This is a genomic window from Zunongwangia endophytica, assembly GCF_030409505.1.
Classification (GTDB): Bacteria; Bacteroidota; Bacteroidia; order Flavobacteriales; family Flavobacteriaceae; genus Zunongwangia; species Zunongwangia endophytica.
The window spans coordinates 1,655,832-1,673,327 of record NZ_JAUFPZ010000002.1; the positions used below are offsets into that span (position 1 = coordinate 1,655,832).

General features: G+C 35.3%; 20 protein-coding genes. 12 read left to right on the forward strand and 8 right to left on the reverse strand.

What is annotated here, in order from left to right; genetic code table 11:
* Positions 1-22: 22 nt before the first annotated feature.
* The 6 genes from QWY91_RS07420 to QWY91_RS07445 all read left to right on the forward strand — a co-directional run bounded on the left by QWY91_RS07420 (position 23) and on the right by QWY91_RS07445 (position 5,333).
* Positions 23-787 (forward strand): ParA family protein, encoded by a 765-nt coding sequence (locus tag QWY91_RS07420; protein ID WP_290233206.1) that lies wholly within the window; start codon positions 23-25, stop codon positions 785-787.
* Between the two features lie 3 nt (positions 788-790).
* Positions 791-1,690, forward strand: a complete 900-nt coding sequence (locus QWY91_RS07425) for a ParB/RepB/Spo0J family partition protein (protein ID WP_290233209.1) — start codon at positions 791-793, stop codon at positions 1,688-1,690.
* Positions 1,680-2,276 (forward strand): DUF5683 domain-containing protein, encoded by a 597-nt coding sequence (locus tag QWY91_RS07430; RefSeq protein WP_290233211.1) that lies wholly within the window; start codon positions 1,680-1,682, stop codon positions 2,274-2,276. The genes QWY91_RS07425 and QWY91_RS07430 overlap by 11 nt, the downstream gene beginning before the upstream one ends.
* Positions 2,277-2,278: 2 nt before the next feature.
* Positions 2,279-2,995, forward strand: coding sequence for a 4-hydroxy-tetrahydrodipicolinate reductase (dapB, locus tag QWY91_RS07435; RefSeq protein ID WP_290233213.1), 717 nt, complete (start codon positions 2,279-2,281; stop codon positions 2,993-2,995).
* Positions 2,996-3,098: 103 nt separating this feature from the next.
* Positions 3,099-4,676, forward strand: a complete 1,578-nt coding sequence (gene lepB / locus QWY91_RS07440) for a signal peptidase I (RefSeq protein ID WP_290233215.1) — start codon at positions 3,099-3,101, stop codon at positions 4,674-4,676.
* A gap of 3 nt (positions 4,677-4,679) precedes the next feature.
* Positions 4,680-5,333 carry a WbqC family protein gene (locus QWY91_RS07445; protein ID WP_290233218.1) on the forward strand — a complete coding sequence of 218 codons (654 nt, stop codon included), beginning with the start codon at positions 4,680-4,682 and terminating at the stop codon, positions 5,331-5,333.
* Here QWY91_RS07445 and QWY91_RS07450 read toward each other — a convergent pair.
* The 7 genes from QWY91_RS07450 to QWY91_RS07480 form a co-directional block, all read right to left on the reverse strand.
* A complete protein-coding gene (locus QWY91_RS07450) occupies positions 5,323-6,372 on the reverse strand; it encodes an endonuclease/exonuclease/phosphatase family protein (RefSeq protein WP_290233221.1) in 1,050 nt (349 codons plus the stop codon). The two genes, QWY91_RS07445 and QWY91_RS07450, sit on opposite strands and share 11 nt — an antisense overlap.
* Positions 6,373-7,287 carry a rhomboid family intramembrane serine protease gene (locus QWY91_RS07455; RefSeq protein ID WP_290233223.1) on the reverse strand — a complete coding sequence of 305 codons (915 nt, stop codon included), beginning with the start codon at positions 7,285-7,287 and terminating at the stop codon, positions 6,373-6,375.
* Positions 7,288-8,037, reverse strand: a complete 750-nt coding sequence (locus QWY91_RS07460; RefSeq protein ID WP_290233226.1) for a rhomboid family intramembrane serine protease — start codon at positions 8,035-8,037, stop codon at positions 7,288-7,290.
* Positions 8,038-9,897 (reverse strand): DNA mismatch repair endonuclease MutL, encoded by a 1,860-nt coding sequence (gene mutL, locus QWY91_RS07465; RefSeq protein WP_290233229.1) that lies wholly within the window; start codon positions 9,895-9,897, stop codon positions 8,038-8,040.
* Positions 9,898-10,191, reverse strand: a complete 294-nt coding sequence (locus QWY91_RS07470) for a hypothetical protein (protein ID WP_290233232.1) — start codon at positions 10,189-10,191, stop codon at positions 9,898-9,900.
* 143 nt (positions 10,192-10,334) lie between these two features.
* On the reverse strand, positions 10,335-10,832 hold the full coding sequence (gene ribH / locus QWY91_RS07475) for a 6,7-dimethyl-8-ribityllumazine synthase (RefSeq protein ID WP_290233235.1): 498 nt from the start codon (positions 10,830-10,832) through the stop codon (positions 10,335-10,337).
* Positions 10,833-10,840: 8 nt separating this feature from the next.
* Positions 10,841-11,632 (reverse strand): tetratricopeptide repeat protein, encoded by a 792-nt coding sequence (locus tag QWY91_RS07480; RefSeq protein WP_290233237.1) that lies wholly within the window; start codon positions 11,630-11,632, stop codon positions 10,841-10,843.
* Between the two features lie 147 nt (positions 11,633-11,779).
* Between QWY91_RS07480 and recF the strand changes: the two genes are divergently transcribed.
* Genes recF through QWY91_RS07495 form a run of 3 tightly spaced genes read left to right on the forward strand, consistent with a single transcriptional unit; the run spans position 11,780 to position 13,573 of the window.
* On the forward strand, positions 11,780-12,859 hold the full coding sequence (gene recF, locus QWY91_RS07485; protein ID WP_290237070.1) for a DNA replication/repair protein RecF: 1,080 nt from the start codon (positions 11,780-11,782) through the stop codon (positions 12,857-12,859).
* Positions 12,856-13,293 (forward strand): lipocalin family protein, encoded by a 438-nt coding sequence (locus tag QWY91_RS07490; RefSeq protein WP_290233238.1) that lies wholly within the window; start codon positions 12,856-12,858, stop codon positions 13,291-13,293. Before recF ends, QWY91_RS07490 begins: the two co-directional genes overlap by 4 nt.
* On the forward strand, positions 13,280-13,573 hold the full coding sequence (locus tag QWY91_RS07495; RefSeq protein ID WP_270063840.1) for a DciA family protein: 294 nt from the start codon (positions 13,280-13,282) through the stop codon (positions 13,571-13,573). The genes QWY91_RS07490 and QWY91_RS07495 overlap by 14 nt, the downstream gene beginning before the upstream one ends.
* Before the next feature lie 166 nt (positions 13,574-13,739).
* Here QWY91_RS07495 and QWY91_RS07500 read toward each other — a convergent pair whose 3' ends face one another.
* Positions 13,740-14,159: a nucleoside-diphosphate kinase gene (locus tag QWY91_RS07500; RefSeq protein WP_290233247.1), complete on the reverse strand. Its 420-nt coding sequence runs from the start codon at positions 14,157-14,159 to the stop codon at positions 13,740-13,742.
* Positions 14,160-14,765: 606 nt separating this feature from the next.
* Here QWY91_RS07500 and QWY91_RS07505 point away from each other — a divergent pair.
* The 3 genes from QWY91_RS07505 to QWY91_RS07515 are packed head-to-tail and all read left to right on the forward strand — an operon-like array spanning position 14,766 to position 17,490.
* Entirely contained in the window at positions 14,766-15,782 is a 1,017-nt protein-coding gene (locus tag QWY91_RS07505; protein WP_290233249.1) for a DHH family phosphoesterase, read from the forward strand.
* Positions 15,779-16,333 (forward strand): gliding motility-associated peptidyl-prolyl isomerase GldI, encoded by a 555-nt coding sequence (gene gldI / locus QWY91_RS07510; protein ID WP_290233251.1) that lies wholly within the window; start codon positions 15,779-15,781, stop codon positions 16,331-16,333. The genes QWY91_RS07505 and gldI overlap by 4 nt, the downstream gene beginning before the upstream one ends.
* Before the next feature lie 41 nt (positions 16,334-16,374).
* On the forward strand, positions 16,375-17,490 hold the full coding sequence (locus tag QWY91_RS07515) for a peptidylprolyl isomerase (protein WP_290233255.1): 1,116 nt from the start codon (positions 16,375-16,377) through the stop codon (positions 17,488-17,490).
* Positions 17,491-17,496: the final 6 nt, after the last annotated feature.

Sequence of the window (17,496 nt, forward strand, 5' to 3'; positions counted from 1 at the left end):
CTTCAAAAATCGATACATATTAATGGGTAAAATCATCGCTATTGCCAATCAAAAAGGCGGAGTAGGTAAAACAACAACTTCGGTTAATCTTGCTGCTTCCCTTGGTGTTTTAGAAAAAAAGGTGTTACTAATAGATGCCGACCCTCAGGCTAATGCCACCTCTGGACTTGGCATAGACGTTGAAGAGGTTGAACTGGGCACCTATCAGCTACTGGAGCATTCTATAGCTGCTGAAAAAGCGATTATGCAAACCAGTTCTCCAAATCTGGATTTAATTCCTGCGCATATAGATTTAGTAGCTATTGAGATTGAGTTGGTAGATCAAGAAAATAGAGAATCTATGCTTAAAAAGGTTCTTACTCCGCTTAAAGAGATGTACGACTATATTTTAATAGACTGTGCTCCTTCACTTGGGCTTTTAACTTTAAATGCTTTAACGGCATCAGATTCGGTTATCATTCCTATACAATGCGAATATTTTGCCTTGGAAGGTTTAGGGAAATTACTGAATACGATAAAAAGCGTTCAGAAAATTCACAATAACAAACTGGATATAGAAGGACTTTTACTAACCATGTACGATAGCCGACTTCGATTATCTAACCAGGTGGTAGAGGAAGTTCAAAAACATTTTAATGAAATGGTTTTTGAAACAATCATTCAGCGAAACGTGCGTTTAAGTGAAGCACCTAGTTACGGCGAAAGCATAATAAATTACGATGCATCTAGTAAAGGGGCTACAAATTACTTAAGTTTGGCGCACGAAATTATCAAGAAAAATAGTTAGAGGATGGCGAAGGCTACAAAAAAGCAGGCACTTGGTAGAGGTCTTTCTGCATTGTTGAAAGATCCGCAAAATGATATAAAATCAGCTGAAGATAAAAATGCCGATAAATTAGTGGGGCATATCGTTGAGTTGGAATTATCTTCTATTGAAGTAAATCCATTTCAGCCAAGAACCAGTTTTAACGAAGATGCCTTACGTGAATTAGGAAGTTCTATAAAAGAACTTGGCGTAATCCAACCAATTACCGTAAGAAAGCTAGAATTCGATAAATATCAGCTTGTTTCTGGTGAGCGCCGTTATCGTGCCTCAAAATTAATAGGCCTGGAAACTATCCCGGCTTATATTAGAATTGCAAACGATCAGGAAAGTCTGGAAATGGCTTTGGTCGAAAATATCCAACGCCAGGATTTAGACCCTATTGAAATTGCGCTTTCTTACCAACGCTTAATAGATGAGATTAGCCTTACGCAAGAACAATTAAGTGATCGCGTAGGCAAAAACCGATCTACTGTAGCCAATTACTTAAGATTATTAAAATTAGATCCTATTATCCAGACGGGTATGCGTGATGGTTTCTTAGGGATGGGGCACGGTCGTGCTTTGATCAATTTGGACGATCAGCAAAAACAACTGGATATTTACGAAAAAATTATTCAGAAATCTCTATCGGTAAGAGATACAGAAAAATTAGTGAAAGAAGCCAAAAATGGTCCTCAGGCAAAACCTACTGCCAAGACTGCGGTTCCCGTAGTTTATAAAAGGAGCATCAAAGAATTTACGGATTATTTGGGTACTAAAGTAGATGTAAAGGTTCAGAAAAACGGAAAAGGTAAACTTACCATTCCTTTTTCTTCGGAAGAAGAATTTAACCGAATTAAAAAATTAATCCAAGGTGAAGAGTAAGCAGCTATTTCCAATAATTTTCCTGCTTCTGTTCACAGTTCAACTAATTGCTCAGCAGGATTCACTTTCCGTAGATAATTCAAGACCTATACAACCTATTTCAGAATCTAAAGATTTTGAAAAAGAAAAGGATTATAAACCATACAATGCCTTAGCTCCTGCAAAAGCAGCATTTTATTCAGCAATATTGCCTGGATTGGGCCAAATTTATAACGGTAGAATTTGGAAAGTGCCTATAGTCTATGCTGCAATAGGAATACCAGTCTATTTATATATAGATAACAACAAACAGTACGATCGTTATCGTACGGCTTACAAACAACGTTTAGCGGGAAAGGAAGATGAATTTGCTGGAAATATTTCCGATGAGGGTTTACGTAATGCACAGGAACTTTATCAAAGAAATAAAGAACTCTCCTTATTATTTGCTGTAGGCTTATATGCACTTAATATCATTGACGCCAATGTAGATGCCCACTTACAGCAATTTAATGTAAATGAGGACTTAAGTTTTAAACCGAATTATAAACTCGACGAATTCACCGGAAAGTCTAATTATGGTTTTTCTTTGAATTATAAATTTTAAGCATGAAAATAGCACTATTAGGATACGGAAGAATGGGAAAAGCAATTGAAAGTATTGCTTTAGATCGCGGACATGAAATCGTAGTGAAAATCGATGAGGATATAGAAAGTTATAGTCTAAATAAAATGGAGATCGATGTGGCTATCGATTTTAGCATTCCAGATGCAGCTTATAAAAATATTACCAGTTGTTTTAAAGCAGGAATTCCTGTGATATCGGGAACAACGGGTTGGTTAGATAACTACGACAAGGCTGTTGAAATTTGTAATGAGAATAAGACGGGTTTTATTTACGCGAGTAATTTTTCTTTAGGAGTAAATATTTTCTTCGAATTGAATAAAAAATTGGCTGCTCTAATGAAGAATTTGGATGAATACGATGTGAAAATCGAAGAAATTCATCATACCAAAAAATTAGATGCGCCAAGCGGAACCGCTATAAGTTTAGCCGATCAGATTATTGAAACCAATGACAGAAAAAAAGGCTGGGATTTGGAATCTGCTAAAGAAAACGAAATTCCTATTCTTGCTAAACGCATAGACGACATCCCGGGAACTCATATCGTTAGCTATTCTTCTAAAATTGATGATATTGAAATTATCCATACAGCGCATTCTCGCGAAGGCTTTGCTAAAGGTGCAGTTATTGCTGCTGAGTGGATTAAGGATAAAGAAGGTGAACATAGTATGAAAGATGTCCTTTCATCGCTATTAGAATAAAAAGTTGACTGATTTAATTAAAACTGTTCATTTACAATACTAAAAACTGGCTTTTATCGTAACAAATTACGCTTAAGCTAGACTAACAGGGAAATATTAAGATATGACATTTACAGAGTGGTTTATTTTCTTTCTGGTTGTACAGGTAATACATTTTGCCGGAATCTGGAAGTTGTACCAAAAGGCAGGAAGGCAAGCCTGGGAAGCATTAATACCAGTTTATAATGCCGTAATTCTCATGAAAATAATCAACCGACCTTGGTGGTGGGTGATTTTGCTTTTTATTCCTATTGTAAATCTTATCATGTTCCCGGTTATTTGGGTCGAAACATTAAGAAGCTTCGGGAAAAAAAGCTTTGCAGATACTTGGTTAGCAATTCTTACACTTGGATTCTATATTTATTATGTAAATTATACTCAAGATGTAACTTATATTCAGGATAGAGATTTAAAGCCGCGTACAACAGTGGGAGAATGGGTAAGTTCAATCTTGTTTGCTGTAGTAGCCGCCACTATTGTGCATGGTTATTTTATGCAACCTTTTACAATTCCTACCTCTTCTTTAGAAAAAACATTGTTAGTTGGTGATTATCTATTTGTAAGTAAGTTTCATTATGGGGCGAGAATACCACAAACGCCTATCGCGTTTCCTATGGTTCATGATACCATACCAGTCTTAGGCGTAAAATCTTATGCAACAGAACCACAGGTTCCTTACTTAAGATTACCAGGATTCGAAGACGTTAAGAAAAATGATATTGTAGTTTTCAACTGGCCTGTAGATACAGTAAATGCTTTTCAGCAATATGGTGATGGCAAATATTACTATAAGCCAATAGATAAGAAATCAAATTATGTAAAGCGTTGCGTTGCAGTGGCTGGTGATTCGTTAGAAATAATTGAAGGTAAAGTCTTTATAAACGGAGAACAACTTCAGCTTTCAGAAAGAGCGAAACCTCAATATTCTTATACTGGAACAACGGATGGACAGCAGTTGACTCCACAGTACATGTATAAAATGTACGATGTAACTGACGGTTTTGGATTCAATCCAAATACAAACGAGTTTGGAATATCTGCTTTGTCTGAAGAATCAGCAGAGCGATTGAGAAACAACCCTTTCGTAAAAACGCTGGAAAGACGTGTTTATCCCGAAGATCAGAAATCGGCTAGTCTTTTTCCAAACGATGAGAAAAGAAGGTATAATCTAGACTATTTTGGTCCAATTTATATTCCTGAAGAAGGCAAAACTGTAGAAATCACTCCAGAATCTTTACCGTTTTACCGAAGAATCATTGAAGTTTACGAAGGAACTGAAATGGGTAATATAAATACTATTACCCAAAACGGAACTCAAATTCTACTAAACGGGCAGCCTTTTAATTCCTATACCTTCAAACAAGATTATTATTGGATGATGGGTGACAACCGTCACAACAGTGAAGATAGCCGTAGTTGGGGTTATGTTCCTTATAATCACGTAGTAGGTAAACCAGTGTTTATTTGGTTTAGTAAAGATAAATATGCTTCTGGATTTCTAGATGGAATACGATGGGATCGCATGTTTACCACGGTTAAAGGCAATGGTACTCCAGTTTCTTACTTACCTTATTTCTTGATTTTAGTAGTAATACTAGTTGCTTTTAATTACTTTAAAAAACGTAGAAACTCAGATTCTTAAAAAATGAGTACTGTACTAATACATCCGGCCTATTTTGGGCCGGTTTCTCAATATGCTGTCATTTCACAATACGATAAAATTGTTTTTGAAAACGAAGATAATTATCAAAAACAAACTCATCGTAATCGAATGTACATCTACGATGCCAACGGGAAATTATTGCTAAATATTCCTATAAAACATAAATCGACGTTAACCGAAAGAAATTCTGATGGCCATCAACGATATAAAGATGTCTTAATTGACAATTCATTTGAATGGCAAAAGCAACATTGGCGAGCTCTTAAAGCCTCTTACCAAACCTCCCCTTTCTTTGAATTCTATGAAGATGAATTAATTCCTTTATACGAGAATCAGTATGAGTATTTAATGGAGTTCAATTATGAATGTCAGAATTTTGTTTTTGACGCTTTAGGGATTGAACCCGACATCACCAAAACCGAAGAATACTTTAGGCACCCAAAAGAAATGCATAATGGCCGACATCTAATCGCAGCAAAGAATAATTTTAATTTTGACTCAGAGCGCTACGCCCAGGTATTTGAACCTAAGCATGGTTTTATAAACAATCTTAGTATACTAGACTTAATTTTCAATCTTGGTCCGCAAAGCTTAGAATTTCTAGAAAATCAAAAGTTACCGGATTTTACTTTTTGATTGAAAAAGTGGTTAATATTGGATAATGATCTGAATAAGGAACCTTGAATCTCTCATAAGAATCAATTTCAAAAATGGTATCCAGAAGGTGAAAATCAATTCTTAAAGGAAAATAGTTTAAGTTATAAGTACTACTAAAACCACCTCCCTTTTTAACATAAGCATCCTGAAATTGGCCATTCCTTACATGGCTATAAGTATGTGAAAAGGCAGTATTATTAAAATCACCGCTAATTATTATAGGATACTTCACATCTTTAAAGGATTCTTCTACTCTCTCTGCCTGCCGCTGCTGACGAACAAAACCGCTAGAAATGTTTTTGACTACCTTCTTAGACTCTTGTTTATGCTTTAAATTATTAACATCCTGAATATCTTCAGTTACCTTTAAACTCTGAAAATGAATATTGTAAAGTCTTACAGTATCTTTACCAATTACAACATCAGAAAATATAGCATTATTATTTTCGCCCGTGAAATTATCAACATTAAAATCTATTGATTCTTTGGAAAGTAAAGGAAATTTAGAAAATATAGCCTGACCGAATGAAGAATTATCAGAACGGTACCTTATAAATTTATAAGGATATTTTGCTTCTAAATATTCATTTTTATAGTACTCTTCAACAGTTAAAATATCGGGATCCTTTTCATCTATAAGAGCGTTTATTTTTTCAGGAATTTCTTCTTCATCTGTCCATTTTGATCTGTTGAACATGCGCACATTGTAATTCATTATAGAATAATCACCCGTGGGATTGTGGTCCTTAAAAGGCCATTGGTAAAACTTGGAAGCAAAACCAAAGCCCACTATCATAATAATTAGAGAAAGAAGCATTTGCCTTTTCATCCTAATTAGCCAATATAAAAAGAAAGCTAAATTGGCTAAAATGAGAATAGGAACACCAAGTGTTAAAACTGAAATTAAGGGATAACTTTTAGGTGGAATATAGGGTAAAAAATAAGCTACAATAAGACCTATAGCTAATAAAGAATTCAGAAAAAAAATAAGCTTATCAAACCGTGATAATTTCTTCATTTAATCATCTTTGCCGGCCTGAAAGAGAAAGTCTTTTTCGGCTTTTGTTAAACTTTCGTATCCACTTTTACTTATCTTGTCCAAAATAGCATCAATTTCTTGTTGCTTTTCAGACTTGGACATACCATTTGATTTTCGCTTAGAAGAGTTTGATGTTGTCGATCCTTTTTTATTGGAGCTTTTATGAACAGTCTTCATTCGAGCTTTCTTCTCATTCTTTTTAAATATGCTCGCTATTCCATCCATAGTACTTTCCCACCATGCGCCAATATCATTTCCTTTATGCAATTGGGTTGTATATAAATAGCCCAATCCTGCGCCTCCCAGGTGTGCTAAATGACCACCTGCATTTCCCATAGGAATTTGAATTACATCCAGTGCAACAAGAAAGGCTGCTAACCACCAGAATTTAATATTCCCAATGATCATCAATCTAATGTACATATTGGGCGCCTGAGTTGCCACTCCTATCAAAACTGCCATAACTCCGGCAGAGGCACCAACGAGGTAAGATTTACCGCCTGCAAAAGCGGGAAACAGATTATAGCTCAGCATAAAAACTAAAGCGCCAACAAGTACTCCTAAGAAATAATAATTCAGTAATCTTTTAGGGCTAAAAAAGTTTAAAAAATACATTCCTGAAAAATACAATATCAGCATATTAGATAACAAATGCCAAATACCACCATGCAGAAAGGAATAAGTAATAATAGTCCATGGCTTAAGAATAAACTCTGCCGGATCTGAAGGTAATACAAACCAATTATAAAATGATTTGAAGCCAGGAATATTAAATAATGTGAAGATCGTATTTAATAATCCAAATAACAGAAATGCAATCACATTTGCAGCAATAAGCTTTTCAGTGACCGTCGCCGTGTTTATTTTATACCTTATCTTATCAGATGTTTTCATTTAGTTCCACCTGTTTTGATTAAATTGATTCTTCTTCCAATACCACATCGTAATAAATCCAATGATTGCACCACCAATGTGAGCCCAATAGGCCGTGTTGGAAGGACCAAACAATGTCTGACCAGTAACTGCTGAGTAAACATTTAAAAGAAAGTATCCTCCAATTAAGTATTTTGCCTTTATAGGAACTGGAATAAACATAATGTATAGTGGCAAATTAGGGAAGATGACAGCAAAAGCTGCCATGACACCAAAAATTGCTCCCGATGCTCCAACCATAGGAACCATAAAAGAACTCGCCAGATCATTTACCAGGGCATTCCCTCCATTATACATCATGCCATAAGCTTGCCCATCGAATTGATTGAGTAGATCGTTAATTTGAGCTACGCTAGCTCCATTCTCAATAAGCGCATTATAAGCCGAATTAAAATCGAGGTAAGCAAAAAGAATTTGAAGTCCGGCGGCGCCCAATCCTGCTGAAAAATACAGGAATAAAAAGCGATTTTGACCAATACTCTGTTCTAAAAAACTTCCGAAGATATAAAGCCCGAACATATTAAAAAATATGTGCGAAATCCCCCCATGCATAAACATGTGGGTTATGATCTGCCAAAAATGAAAGTTTTGATTTTCAGGAAACCATAGCGCAAATAATTCATAAGCTTTTTCGCCAATAATCTGGCTACCTATAAAAAATAAAATATTAGCGATTAAGATTACTTTTACAGATTCTGAAATTCTTCCCATTTAGGTAAACTTTTTATCCAATTCGTCTACGGTTAACGTAACAAACACAGATCTGTTAAACGGACTAACGTCTGGTTCCTTACACGCAAACAATCGATTTACAATATGTTGCTGTTCTGTACTGTTTAATAGAGTTCCTGATTTAACGGCCATGCCCTTTGCTAATGATTTTGCCAGCAAATCGGTTTGTGAAAATCCATTATCGGGCACTTCATTTTCAAAGTCAGATAACAACTGTTCTATTAGCATGCCCACTTCACTTTCGCATATTAACGTTGGTATGCCAGTGATTTCTACGATTTCGCTTTCAATATTAGAAAAAATAAAACCAGTTTGTTCTAAAGATTCCTTAATTTCTTTAAGCATTTCGATTTCATGCGTATTAAACTGCAATTCTAACGGAAAAAGCAGTTGCTGACTTACAGCTGCTGCAATCGTAATATTCTTTAAAAGCTCTTCGTAAAGTATTCTGGTATGCGCTCGATTTTGATCGATTACCAAAATTCCGCTTTTCAAAGTAGAAACTATATATTTTTTTTGAAGCTGAAACGTACCTGCTTCAGACTCTGAATGGTTATCGTCAAACAGTTTTCCTGTCACTTCTTCACTTTCAAATTCAACCTGATTAAAATGATTTTGATCTGTTTCTGAACCTGAGTCTAATCCTGAATATAAACTTTCCCAGGATTGTGTAGACTCTCTTCTAAAACTATTATTTTTTCCAGATCGAATCGATGAAGTATTAAATTCATTTTCAAAAGGATTGAAGTTACGATCTACTTCAATCTTAGGAACTTCTGCTTGCTTATTTTTGTAATCGTAGGGCGTATCTAAATTTGCATCGCGCTCAAAATCTAGTACTGGCGCAACACTAAATTGACCTAGACTATGTTTTATTGCACTTCGTAACATTGCATAAAGTGCATGCTCATCATCAAACTTAATTTCAGTTTTCGTAGGATGAATATTTATATCTATACTTTTAGGATTAACATCCAGATAAAGAAAATAACTAGGATAAGTTTTTTCTTTCAGTAAACCTTCGAATGCAGCAGAAACGGCGTGATTAAGATAAGGGCTTTTAATAAATCGATTATTCACAAAAAAGAACTGCTCCCCTCTACTCCGCTTAGCAAATTCTGGTTTTCCAACAAAACCTGAGATTTTTACAATCTCCGTATCCTCATCTACGGGAACCAGTTTTTCATTGGTTTTTGCGCCGAAAATATTGGTTATCCGTTGCCTGTGATTGGTAGATGGCAACTGAAAAAGTTCGCCCCCATTGTGAAAAAGCGAAAATGCAATAGAAGGATGTGCCATTGCGACGCGTTGAAATTCATCAATAATGTGGCGTAATTCTACCGCATCAGACTTTAAAAAGTTTCTTCTGGCAGGGATGTTATAAAAAAGGTTCTTCACACATAACGAAGTTCCTTTGGGTGCAACGCAGGGTTCCTGCGAGGTTACTTTACTTCCTTCAATCTTAATACATGTCCCAACCTCTTCATCTTCGGGCTTAGTTTTAAGCTCTACATGCGCAATAGCCGCTATCGAGGCTAAAGCTTCTCCTCTAAAACCTTTGGTGTTTAAACTGAAAAGATCTTCCGCAGATTTAATTTTTGAAGTTGCGTGGCGCTCAAAACTCATACGTGCATCTGTAAGACTCATCCCGCCACCATCATCCACTACCTGAATTAAAGTTTTACCGGCATCTTTTATTACAACCTGAATATTTTGAGCATAAGCATCTATAGCGTTCTCCAACAATTCTTTAATAACAGATGCTGGGCGCTGTACTACCTCTCCCGCTGCTATTTGATTCGCAACGTGATCTGGTAAAAGTTGTATTATATCACTCATTTAACGAGGATTCGAGAAGATAGACAAATCGAAATCTATAATCCATAAAAAAATAAATATGAGTACTAAGGCAACGTAAATTACACGTCGGTTAATTTCACGATTACCTCGATGTCGGCTAGAATCTCGATCTCTCGACCATTGGGCACCAAAATCGATATCATTTGTGATTTCTCTATATTTATTAAATTTCGAATCAAAATCGTAAATATTACCCACTTTTTTACCCTGATAATATCGAGGAGTATAATTGTAGCGGGTATTTTTCTTTGTTTTTAAAAAATTGACTCTCAAAATTATTGCTTTAAACTGTGGTACATCAAATTTAATCAAAAGCTTTCTAAAATAGAAGAGCTCCTTTGTGAAATATATAAAAGCAATAATAATGCCGCTTTAAAAGCGGCATTTAGATTATAATTTTGTACTACCTAAGATTATTAAAATCTGGCTTCTTTTCTTAATTGTGCCATTTTTATAGCAGCGATAGCAGCTTCGGTTCCTTTGTTACCGTGCTTACCACCAGAGCGATCTAAAGATTGCTGCTTATTGTTATCTGTAAGTACACAGAAAATCACAGGCGTATCACTATTTACATTTAGCTGCGTAATACCATTTGAAACTCCCTGACAAACAAAATCAAAGTGTTTTGTCTCTCCCTGAATCACACTGCCTATTGCTATTATTGCATCTAGCATATCGTAAGTTTCCTGCATCTTTTTGCAGCCATAAGTGAGCTCGAAACTTCCGGGAACATTCCAACGTACTATTTTCTTTTCTAGAACGCCATGCTCCTTTAACGCTTCATAAGCACCCTTATAAAGACCTTCTGTTACTTCATCATTCCATTCAGAAACAACAATCCCAAACCGAAATTCTTTCGCGTTTGGGATTGTAGATTTATCGTATTCCGATAGATTATTTCCTTCGGTTGCCATATATGTATTTAGTTCGTTCCCTGAGCCTGACCTTTAAAGACTGGAGCTTGCTCTGCCTCTGTAGACTCTGGGTATTCATTTTCCAATTTATTAAGATACTCTAAAGCATCTTCAGCATTACCTAATTCTAATGCAGTAACAGCAGCTTTCAATAAAAATTTAGGAGTTGTAAAGCTATTAGATCTCATATTAGCAGCTTTTACGTAATAATCTAAAGCTTCTTCTGGCTGATCTAATTGCATAAACGCATCACCAATACCACCAGTTGCTAGTGGAGCAAGAACTTCATCATCACTACTAAAATCTTCTAAATGTTCAATAGCTTCCTGATACTTCCCAGTATAAAGATAAGCAAAACCAGCATTATAAGAAGCGATATTTGCACTTGGAGTTCCGCCATAGTTATCGATAATATCAAGAAAACCGTATTTACCTTCACCACCGTTTAAAGCCAGATTGTAAAGTGAGTCACTTTCTGAAGCTCCTGCACTCATAGCCGACTGCATATAATTTTGTGCCTGCGCCATCTCGTTGGCAGCTTCAGCTCTCTTAGGCTCCTGTATCCATTGCTCGTAACAAAGGTAACCAAGAACAGCTACGATAACAACACCTAAAACTATATAAATATACTTTTGGTTTTCAGCTACCCATGTTTCGGTACGGCTAGCGCCTTCATCTAAACTGTTAAAAACTTCTTCGGTAGTAGATTCTCCATCTACATACTCGTTTTCATTTCCTTCTTCAACATCCTGGATTTTCTCCTTTGGTGGTTTATATCCTCTTTTCTTATAAGTTGCCATAAGATATTTTTAATGCGTGGCAAAAATATAATATTTTGTGAAAATTAAAAGGGAATTTATTTGTATTTTTTCAATATTTTCAGCTCTTTCGCTTGGGATACGCAAGCCAAAACCCAAAAGCTTAAAAATACTGAATTCCAACACCTTATGCATTTAAAACACCTCTCTCTTTTAAATTACAAGAATCTGGAATCAACTTCTTTTGAATTTGACCCTAAAATAAACTGTATGGTTGGGCATAACGGTGTGGGTAAAACGAACGTTTTAGACAGTATTTATCATCTGGCTTTTGGTAAAAGTTATTTTAACCCTATTACCAGCCAAAATATAAATCACGAAGCAGATTTTTTTGTGGTAGACGGAACTTTTGAGAAGGATCAAAAGCACGAACAAATACTAGTTAGTGCGAAACGCGGACAAAAAAAAGTAATCAAAAGAAACCAAAAGCCTTATGAAAAAGTAAGTGAGCACATTGGTTTTATACCGGCAGTAATTATCTCTCCCGCAGATCGCGACCTTATTATAGAAGGCAGTGAAACGCGCAGGAAATTTATGGACGGCGTGATTTCACAAAGTGATAGTGTATACCTAAATACACTTATTAATTATAGTAAAATCGTTTCTCAACGAAATTCGCTTTTAAAATATTTTGCAGCCAATCGCACTTTCGATCGAGACACCTTAGAAGTTTATAATCATCAGTTAGATGATCTGGGTACCAAATTATATAAAAAGCGTTTAGAATTTTTAGAAGAGTTTGTACCGATTTTCAATAAAAGATATTCTGATATTACTAATAATCAGGAGCCCGTAAGTATTCAGTATAAAAGTCAGCTTTCTGAAAAGAGCCTTTCTCAACTTCTGGAAGATCAACTTCAAAAAGATATGGTGTTGCAATATACCAGCGTGGGAACGCATAAAGACGATCTAAGCTTTGAAATTGAAGGCCATCCTATAAAAAAATTTGGTTCGCAAGGACAACAAAAATCGTTCTTAGTCGCTTTGAAGTTGGCGCAATTCGATTTTATAAAAAAAATTAGTCAGGTGTATCCTATTCTATTATTAGATGATATCTTCGACAAATTAGACGAACAACGTGTAGCTCATATTGTGGCTTTGGTTGCTACTAATGAATTGGGACAAATCTTTATAAGTGACACCCACGCCGATAGAACAGAGAAAGTCGTTAAAGAAAGTAATCAAACCTATAAAATATTCAAATTGTGAAAAATACAGGACTTATCTTTTTTGTATTCAGTTTATTTCTTTTAAGTTGTAATAAGCAAGATCCTAAAGAGCAAATACAATATTTAGAAGGCTACTGGGAAATTGACAAAGTGAAAGTTAGTGAAGATTCTACGATTACCTATAAGGTTAATCAAAACGTAGATTATTTAGAAATTGAAGGTAAAACAGGACAACGCACGAAGGTTCGACCTCAAATGGATGGTTCGTTTAAGACCAGTAATTCCGCAGAAAAATTAGAGTTAAAAATTGAAGAAGATAGTCTTAGAATTTATTATAAAACTCCTTACGATAGCTGGAAGGAAACAGTACTAAATGCCTCTAACGATCAATTAGTAATAAAAAACGACCAGGATAAGATCTATCATTATAAAAAATACACCCCAATAAGTATCGAAACCAATGAAGAGAAATAACGAAAATCTAAGTATAGGCGACGTTCTAAAAGATTTTGTAGAAAAAAATAATCTGGAAAAAGGACTGGACAAAGTTCATGTTCGCGATGCGTGGAACAAACAAATGGGACCGGCAATCCAGAAATACACCACAGCGATTAAACTTCAGGGTACCACATTATTTGTACAGCTAAGCTCTTCAGTATTGCGCGAAGAATTAAGCTACGGAAAAGAAAAAATAGTAAAAATGCTAAACGAAGAGCTGGGAAAAAAATTAATCGAAAAGTTAGTGCTTCGGTAAAAATCACTTCAGAAGTAAAATATCTCGAGGCAAGCCCACGAGACATTCGTTAGAAATAAATTTTCAATTTCGAGGCCAGCCTTTGGAGTATTAAACTCTTTAACGTTGCCAATAAACAAAAAAAGCTATCCAGATGGATAGCTTTTTTATTTTATAGAAAGTGTTCTTAGAACATTTCTCTTCCTGCAAAATGAAAAGCACCTTCGATAGCAGCGTTCTCATCGCTATCACTACCGTGAACTGCATTTTCTCCTACAGAAGAAGCGTATTTTTTTCTAATAGTTCCTTCAGCAGCATCCTCAGGATTTGTAGCACCAATTAAAGTTCTAAAATCTTCTACTGCATTATCTTTTTCTAAGATTGCTGCAACGATTGGTCCTCTAGTCATAAATTCTACCAATTCTCCAAAGAACGGACGCTCTTTGTGAACCGCGTAAAAAGTTTCAGCATCTGCTTTAGTCATTTGCGTTAACTTCATGGCTACGATTCTAAAACCTGAAGCATTGATCTGATCTAAAATTGCACCAATATGCCCTTTTTCTACAGCATCAGGCTTAAGCATGGTGAAAGTTCTGTTTCCTGCCATTTTGTGTTTTTTAAATTTTCAGCAAAAATAACCAATTCTCTTCCAAATACAAGGTTATTAAAACATTATATCAATATTCTAAAAACTAAGGTGTATTTATTTAAAAAGTACAATTATCTAGACGCTTTTTTACTTATTAAGTAACTGATTTTCAAAGTGAAAATCAATTTTTTCAAATTATTTCAAACTAAAAGAAAGGTGTTAAGGCGAATCAAGCCTTTTGCGCCTGCTCAATAATTAAAAATTCGTCAAAATTCCACTTATTTCTTTATAATATCAATTAAACAGGATTATGAAGGTTTTTTTCAGGCCTAAACCTATTACCTATTCTGTTTAATCCTGCTTCAAATAAATATAAGGATTGAAAATCGTAAAATTTTAAGCATTTTTGTTTTTAGTTGAATAAAATGCTTCAACGAAAATATGATTGATGAATGTTCATTATTCATTTTATTCAAAATAGTTATTTAGCTGAAAAAGAGTAATACATAAATTGAAATAATAAAACTGAAATTTGATATTCCCGAAGACCATTTTCAGTTTTCAAACCGAATCTTAAGAATGATAAATTCTTAAACACGATTAAATTGTATATTTACAATTCTTATGATAGAACAAAATATTTTAGAGATTACTGCGGAATTGTCCAAAGCTAGCAATATAGTTATTGTTCCGCATAAAGGGCCCGATGGTGATGCCATGGGAAGCACCCTGGCGCTAATGCATTTTTTGAAAGATAAAGGACATAATGCAAAAGTTATTGCTCCTAACGAATATCCAACTTTTTTAAAGTGGTTACCGGGCAATGATGAAGTGATGATCTACGAGGAAAATAAACCAGCAGCGAATGCAGTTATCGATGATGCTGAAATTATTTTCACATTAGATTTTAACGATCTTTCTCGTTGCGGTGATATGCAGCACAGCTTAGAAACAAGCAAAGCGATCTTTATAATGATCGACCATCACCAGGAACCAGCAGAATATGCCGATTATACATACAGTGATACTCAAATGAGTTCTACCTGCGAGATGGTTTACCATTTTATTGATAAACTACGTGCTAAAAATAAGATCACTCCAGAGATTGCCAGTTGTTTATACACCGGGATCATGACAGATACAGGATCATTTAGATTTAGCAGTACTAGCGCAACAACGCATCGCGTAATAGCCGATTTAATTGACAAAGGAGCTAAGAATAGTGATATTCATCAAGATGTTTTTGATACGAATTCTGAAAGTCGCTTGCAATTATTAGGAGTTGCGCTTAACAACCTAAATGTTAATCGACAGTACAGAACGGCTTACATTACCATGAGCCAGGAAGAATTGGATGCAAATAATTTCAGAAAAGGCGATACCGAAGGTTTTGTAAACTACGGCTTATCCTTAGACGGAATTATTTTTGCTGCCATTTTTATCGAAAATAAGCAGGAAGGAATTATTAAAATCTCATTTAGATCCAAAGGAGATTTTTCGGTAAATACGTTTGCCAGAAATCACTTTCACGGCGGAGGCCACAACAATGCAGCTGGTGGAAGAAGCGATGAGAATATGAATGATACTATCGTAAAATTCAACAGCTTGCTTCCGGATTATAAAGAACAACTTCAGGCATGAAAAAATTAATCTTTGTTTTTTTAATTATTTCCGCAGTAATTTCCTGTAAATCTCCAGAAGCACGTTATCCTGTGAGTCAAAATTCAGGAAGTTATATAAACGAATCTGTTGCGTACAACCAAAAATTGTTGGCTGAAGAAGAATCTAAAATTAAACAAATAATTGCTTCAGATAGTACCGAAAACTATATTGCAAGCACCAACGGATTCTGGTATTTTTATAATGAAAAAGGAGCCGATTCGGTTTCCAAAATACGCCCTGAGTTTGGCGATTTAGTAAAGTTTGATTATCACATAAGTACGCTGGATAACCAGTCGATTTACGAAGAAGGTGAAAAACCTACCAAAGAATACGCTGTAGATCAGGAAAAATTATTTAGCGGCCTTAGGGATGGCATCAAATTAATGAAAGCGGGTGAAACGATCACTTTCTTATTTCCGTCTTACAAAGCTTTTGGATATTATGGTGATAAAAACAAAATAGGCACAAATATTCCTATTAAAACTACCGTGACTTTACATTCTATTATAGAACAGGATTCTTTAAATTAAAAATCTTAATTACTTTTACCTTTAAAATTAAATTTACGAAAATGAAAAAATTTAGCCTTTTACTTTTAAGTGCTATAGTACTTGCTTTTACGGCTTGTAAGGAAGATTACCCAGATTTAGAAGACGGCATGTATGCCAAATTCGACACCTCTCTAGGGCCGATTGTTGCTGAGCTTTATTACGATAAAACTCCAATTACGGTTGCCAGTTTTGTTTCTTTAGCTGAAGGAAACAGCACCATGGTAGATAGTACTTACAAAGATAAAAACTTTTATGACGGACTTATTTTCCATAGAATTATTGATGGTTTTATGATCCAGGGTGGTGATCCTACAGGAACAGGACGTGGTGGCCCGGGATACAAATTTCCAGATGAAACTACAGATAGTTTAAGCCATGATTCTAAAGGAATTCTTTCTATGGCCAACGCAGGTCCAGGAACTAATGGTAGCCAGTTTTTCATAACGCTTGCCCCTACCCCGAATTTAGATGGAAGACACACTGTTTTTGGGAAAGTAGTAAAAGGGCAGGATGTGGTAGACGCCATAGGAAAAGTAGAAACAGATCCTAGCGATCGTCCTAAAAAAGACGTAACTATTAATACTGTTGAAATCATAAGAAAAGGAAAGCCAGCTAGAAAATTTGATGCTCCTGAAGTTTTTAAGGATGAACTTGAGAAAATAAAACAAGCTGAAGAAGAAGCTGCAAGAAAACTTGAAGAGGCTAAACAAGAAAACAAAGCGATGTTTGATAAGTATCGCGAGGAAGCTAAAAAATTAGATAGTGGATTGGGTATTTATAAATTGGAAGAAGGCGACGGTCCAAAACCTCAGATTGGACAAAAAGTAGGTGTAGATTACGAAGGTTACTTTTTAGACGGTGGAATTTTTGATACCAGTAAAGAAGATATTGCTAAAAAGTTCAATATTTTCAACGAAATGAGAAGTATGCAAAATGGTTATGCTCCTTTAACCCTTACCTATGGTCCAGATTCTCCAATGATAGCCGGATTTAAAGAAGGCATCATGGAAATGAAAGTTGGCGATAAAGCAATATTGTATATCCCTAGCCATCTTGCTTACGGTGAGCGTGGTAAACGACCAATCGAACCTAACACCGATCTAATTTTTGTCGTAGAACTAGTTGAGATAAAATAATTTAAC

Coding starts and splice junctions, on each gene's coding strand:
- mutL (WP_290233229.1), bottom strand. CDS start 9,897: ATGAGTGATATAATACAACTTTTACCAGATCACGTTGCGAATCAAATA.
- ribH (WP_290233235.1), bottom strand. CDS start 10,832: ATGGCAACCGAAGGAAATAATCTATCGGAATACGATAAATCTACAATC.
- lepB (WP_290233215.1), top strand. CDS start 3,099: ATGACATTTACAGAGTGGTTTATTTTCTTTCTGGTTGTACAGGTAATA.
- QWY91_RS07515 (WP_290233255.1), top strand. CDS start 16,375: ATGAAAAAATTTAGCCTTTTACTTTTAAGTGCTATAGTACTTGCTTTT.
- QWY91_RS07450 (WP_290233221.1), bottom strand. CDS start 6,372: ATGAAGAAATTATCACGGTTTGATAAGCTTATTTTTTTTCTGAATTCT.
- dapB (WP_290233213.1), top strand. CDS start 2,279: ATGAAAATAGCACTATTAGGATACGGAAGAATGGGAAAAGCAATTGAA.
- QWY91_RS07420 (WP_290233206.1), top strand. CDS start 23: ATGGGTAAAATCATCGCTATTGCCAATCAAAAAGGCGGAGTAGGTAAA.
- QWY91_RS07500 (WP_290233247.1), bottom strand. CDS start 14,159: ATGGCAGGAAACAGAACTTTCACCATGCTTAAGCCTGATGCTGTAGAA.
- QWY91_RS07480 (WP_290233237.1), bottom strand. CDS start 11,632: ATGGCAACTTATAAGAAAAGAGGATATAAACCACCAAAGGAGAAAATC.
- QWY91_RS07445 (WP_290233218.1), top strand. CDS start 4,680: ATGAGTACTGTACTAATACATCCGGCCTATTTTGGGCCGGTTTCTCAA.
- QWY91_RS07495 (WP_270063840.1), top strand. CDS start 13,280: ATGAAGAGAAATAACGAAAATCTAAGTATAGGCGACGTTCTAAAAGAT.
- QWY91_RS07505 (WP_290233249.1), top strand. CDS start 14,766: ATGATAGAACAAAATATTTTAGAGATTACTGCGGAATTGTCCAAAGCT.
- recF (WP_290237070.1), top strand. CDS start 11,780: ATGCATTTAAAACACCTCTCTCTTTTAAATTACAAGAATCTGGAATCA.
- QWY91_RS07455 (WP_290233223.1), bottom strand. CDS start 7,287: ATGAAAACATCTGATAAGATAAGGTATAAAATAAACACGGCGACGGTC.
- gldI (WP_290233251.1), top strand. CDS start 15,779: ATGAAAAAATTAATCTTTGTTTTTTTAATTATTTCCGCAGTAATTTCC.
- QWY91_RS07425 (WP_290233209.1), top strand. CDS start 791: ATGGCGAAGGCTACAAAAAAGCAGGCACTTGGTAGAGGTCTTTCTGCA.
- QWY91_RS07460 (WP_290233226.1), bottom strand. CDS start 8,037: ATGGGAAGAATTTCAGAATCTGTAAAAGTAATCTTAATCGCTAATATT.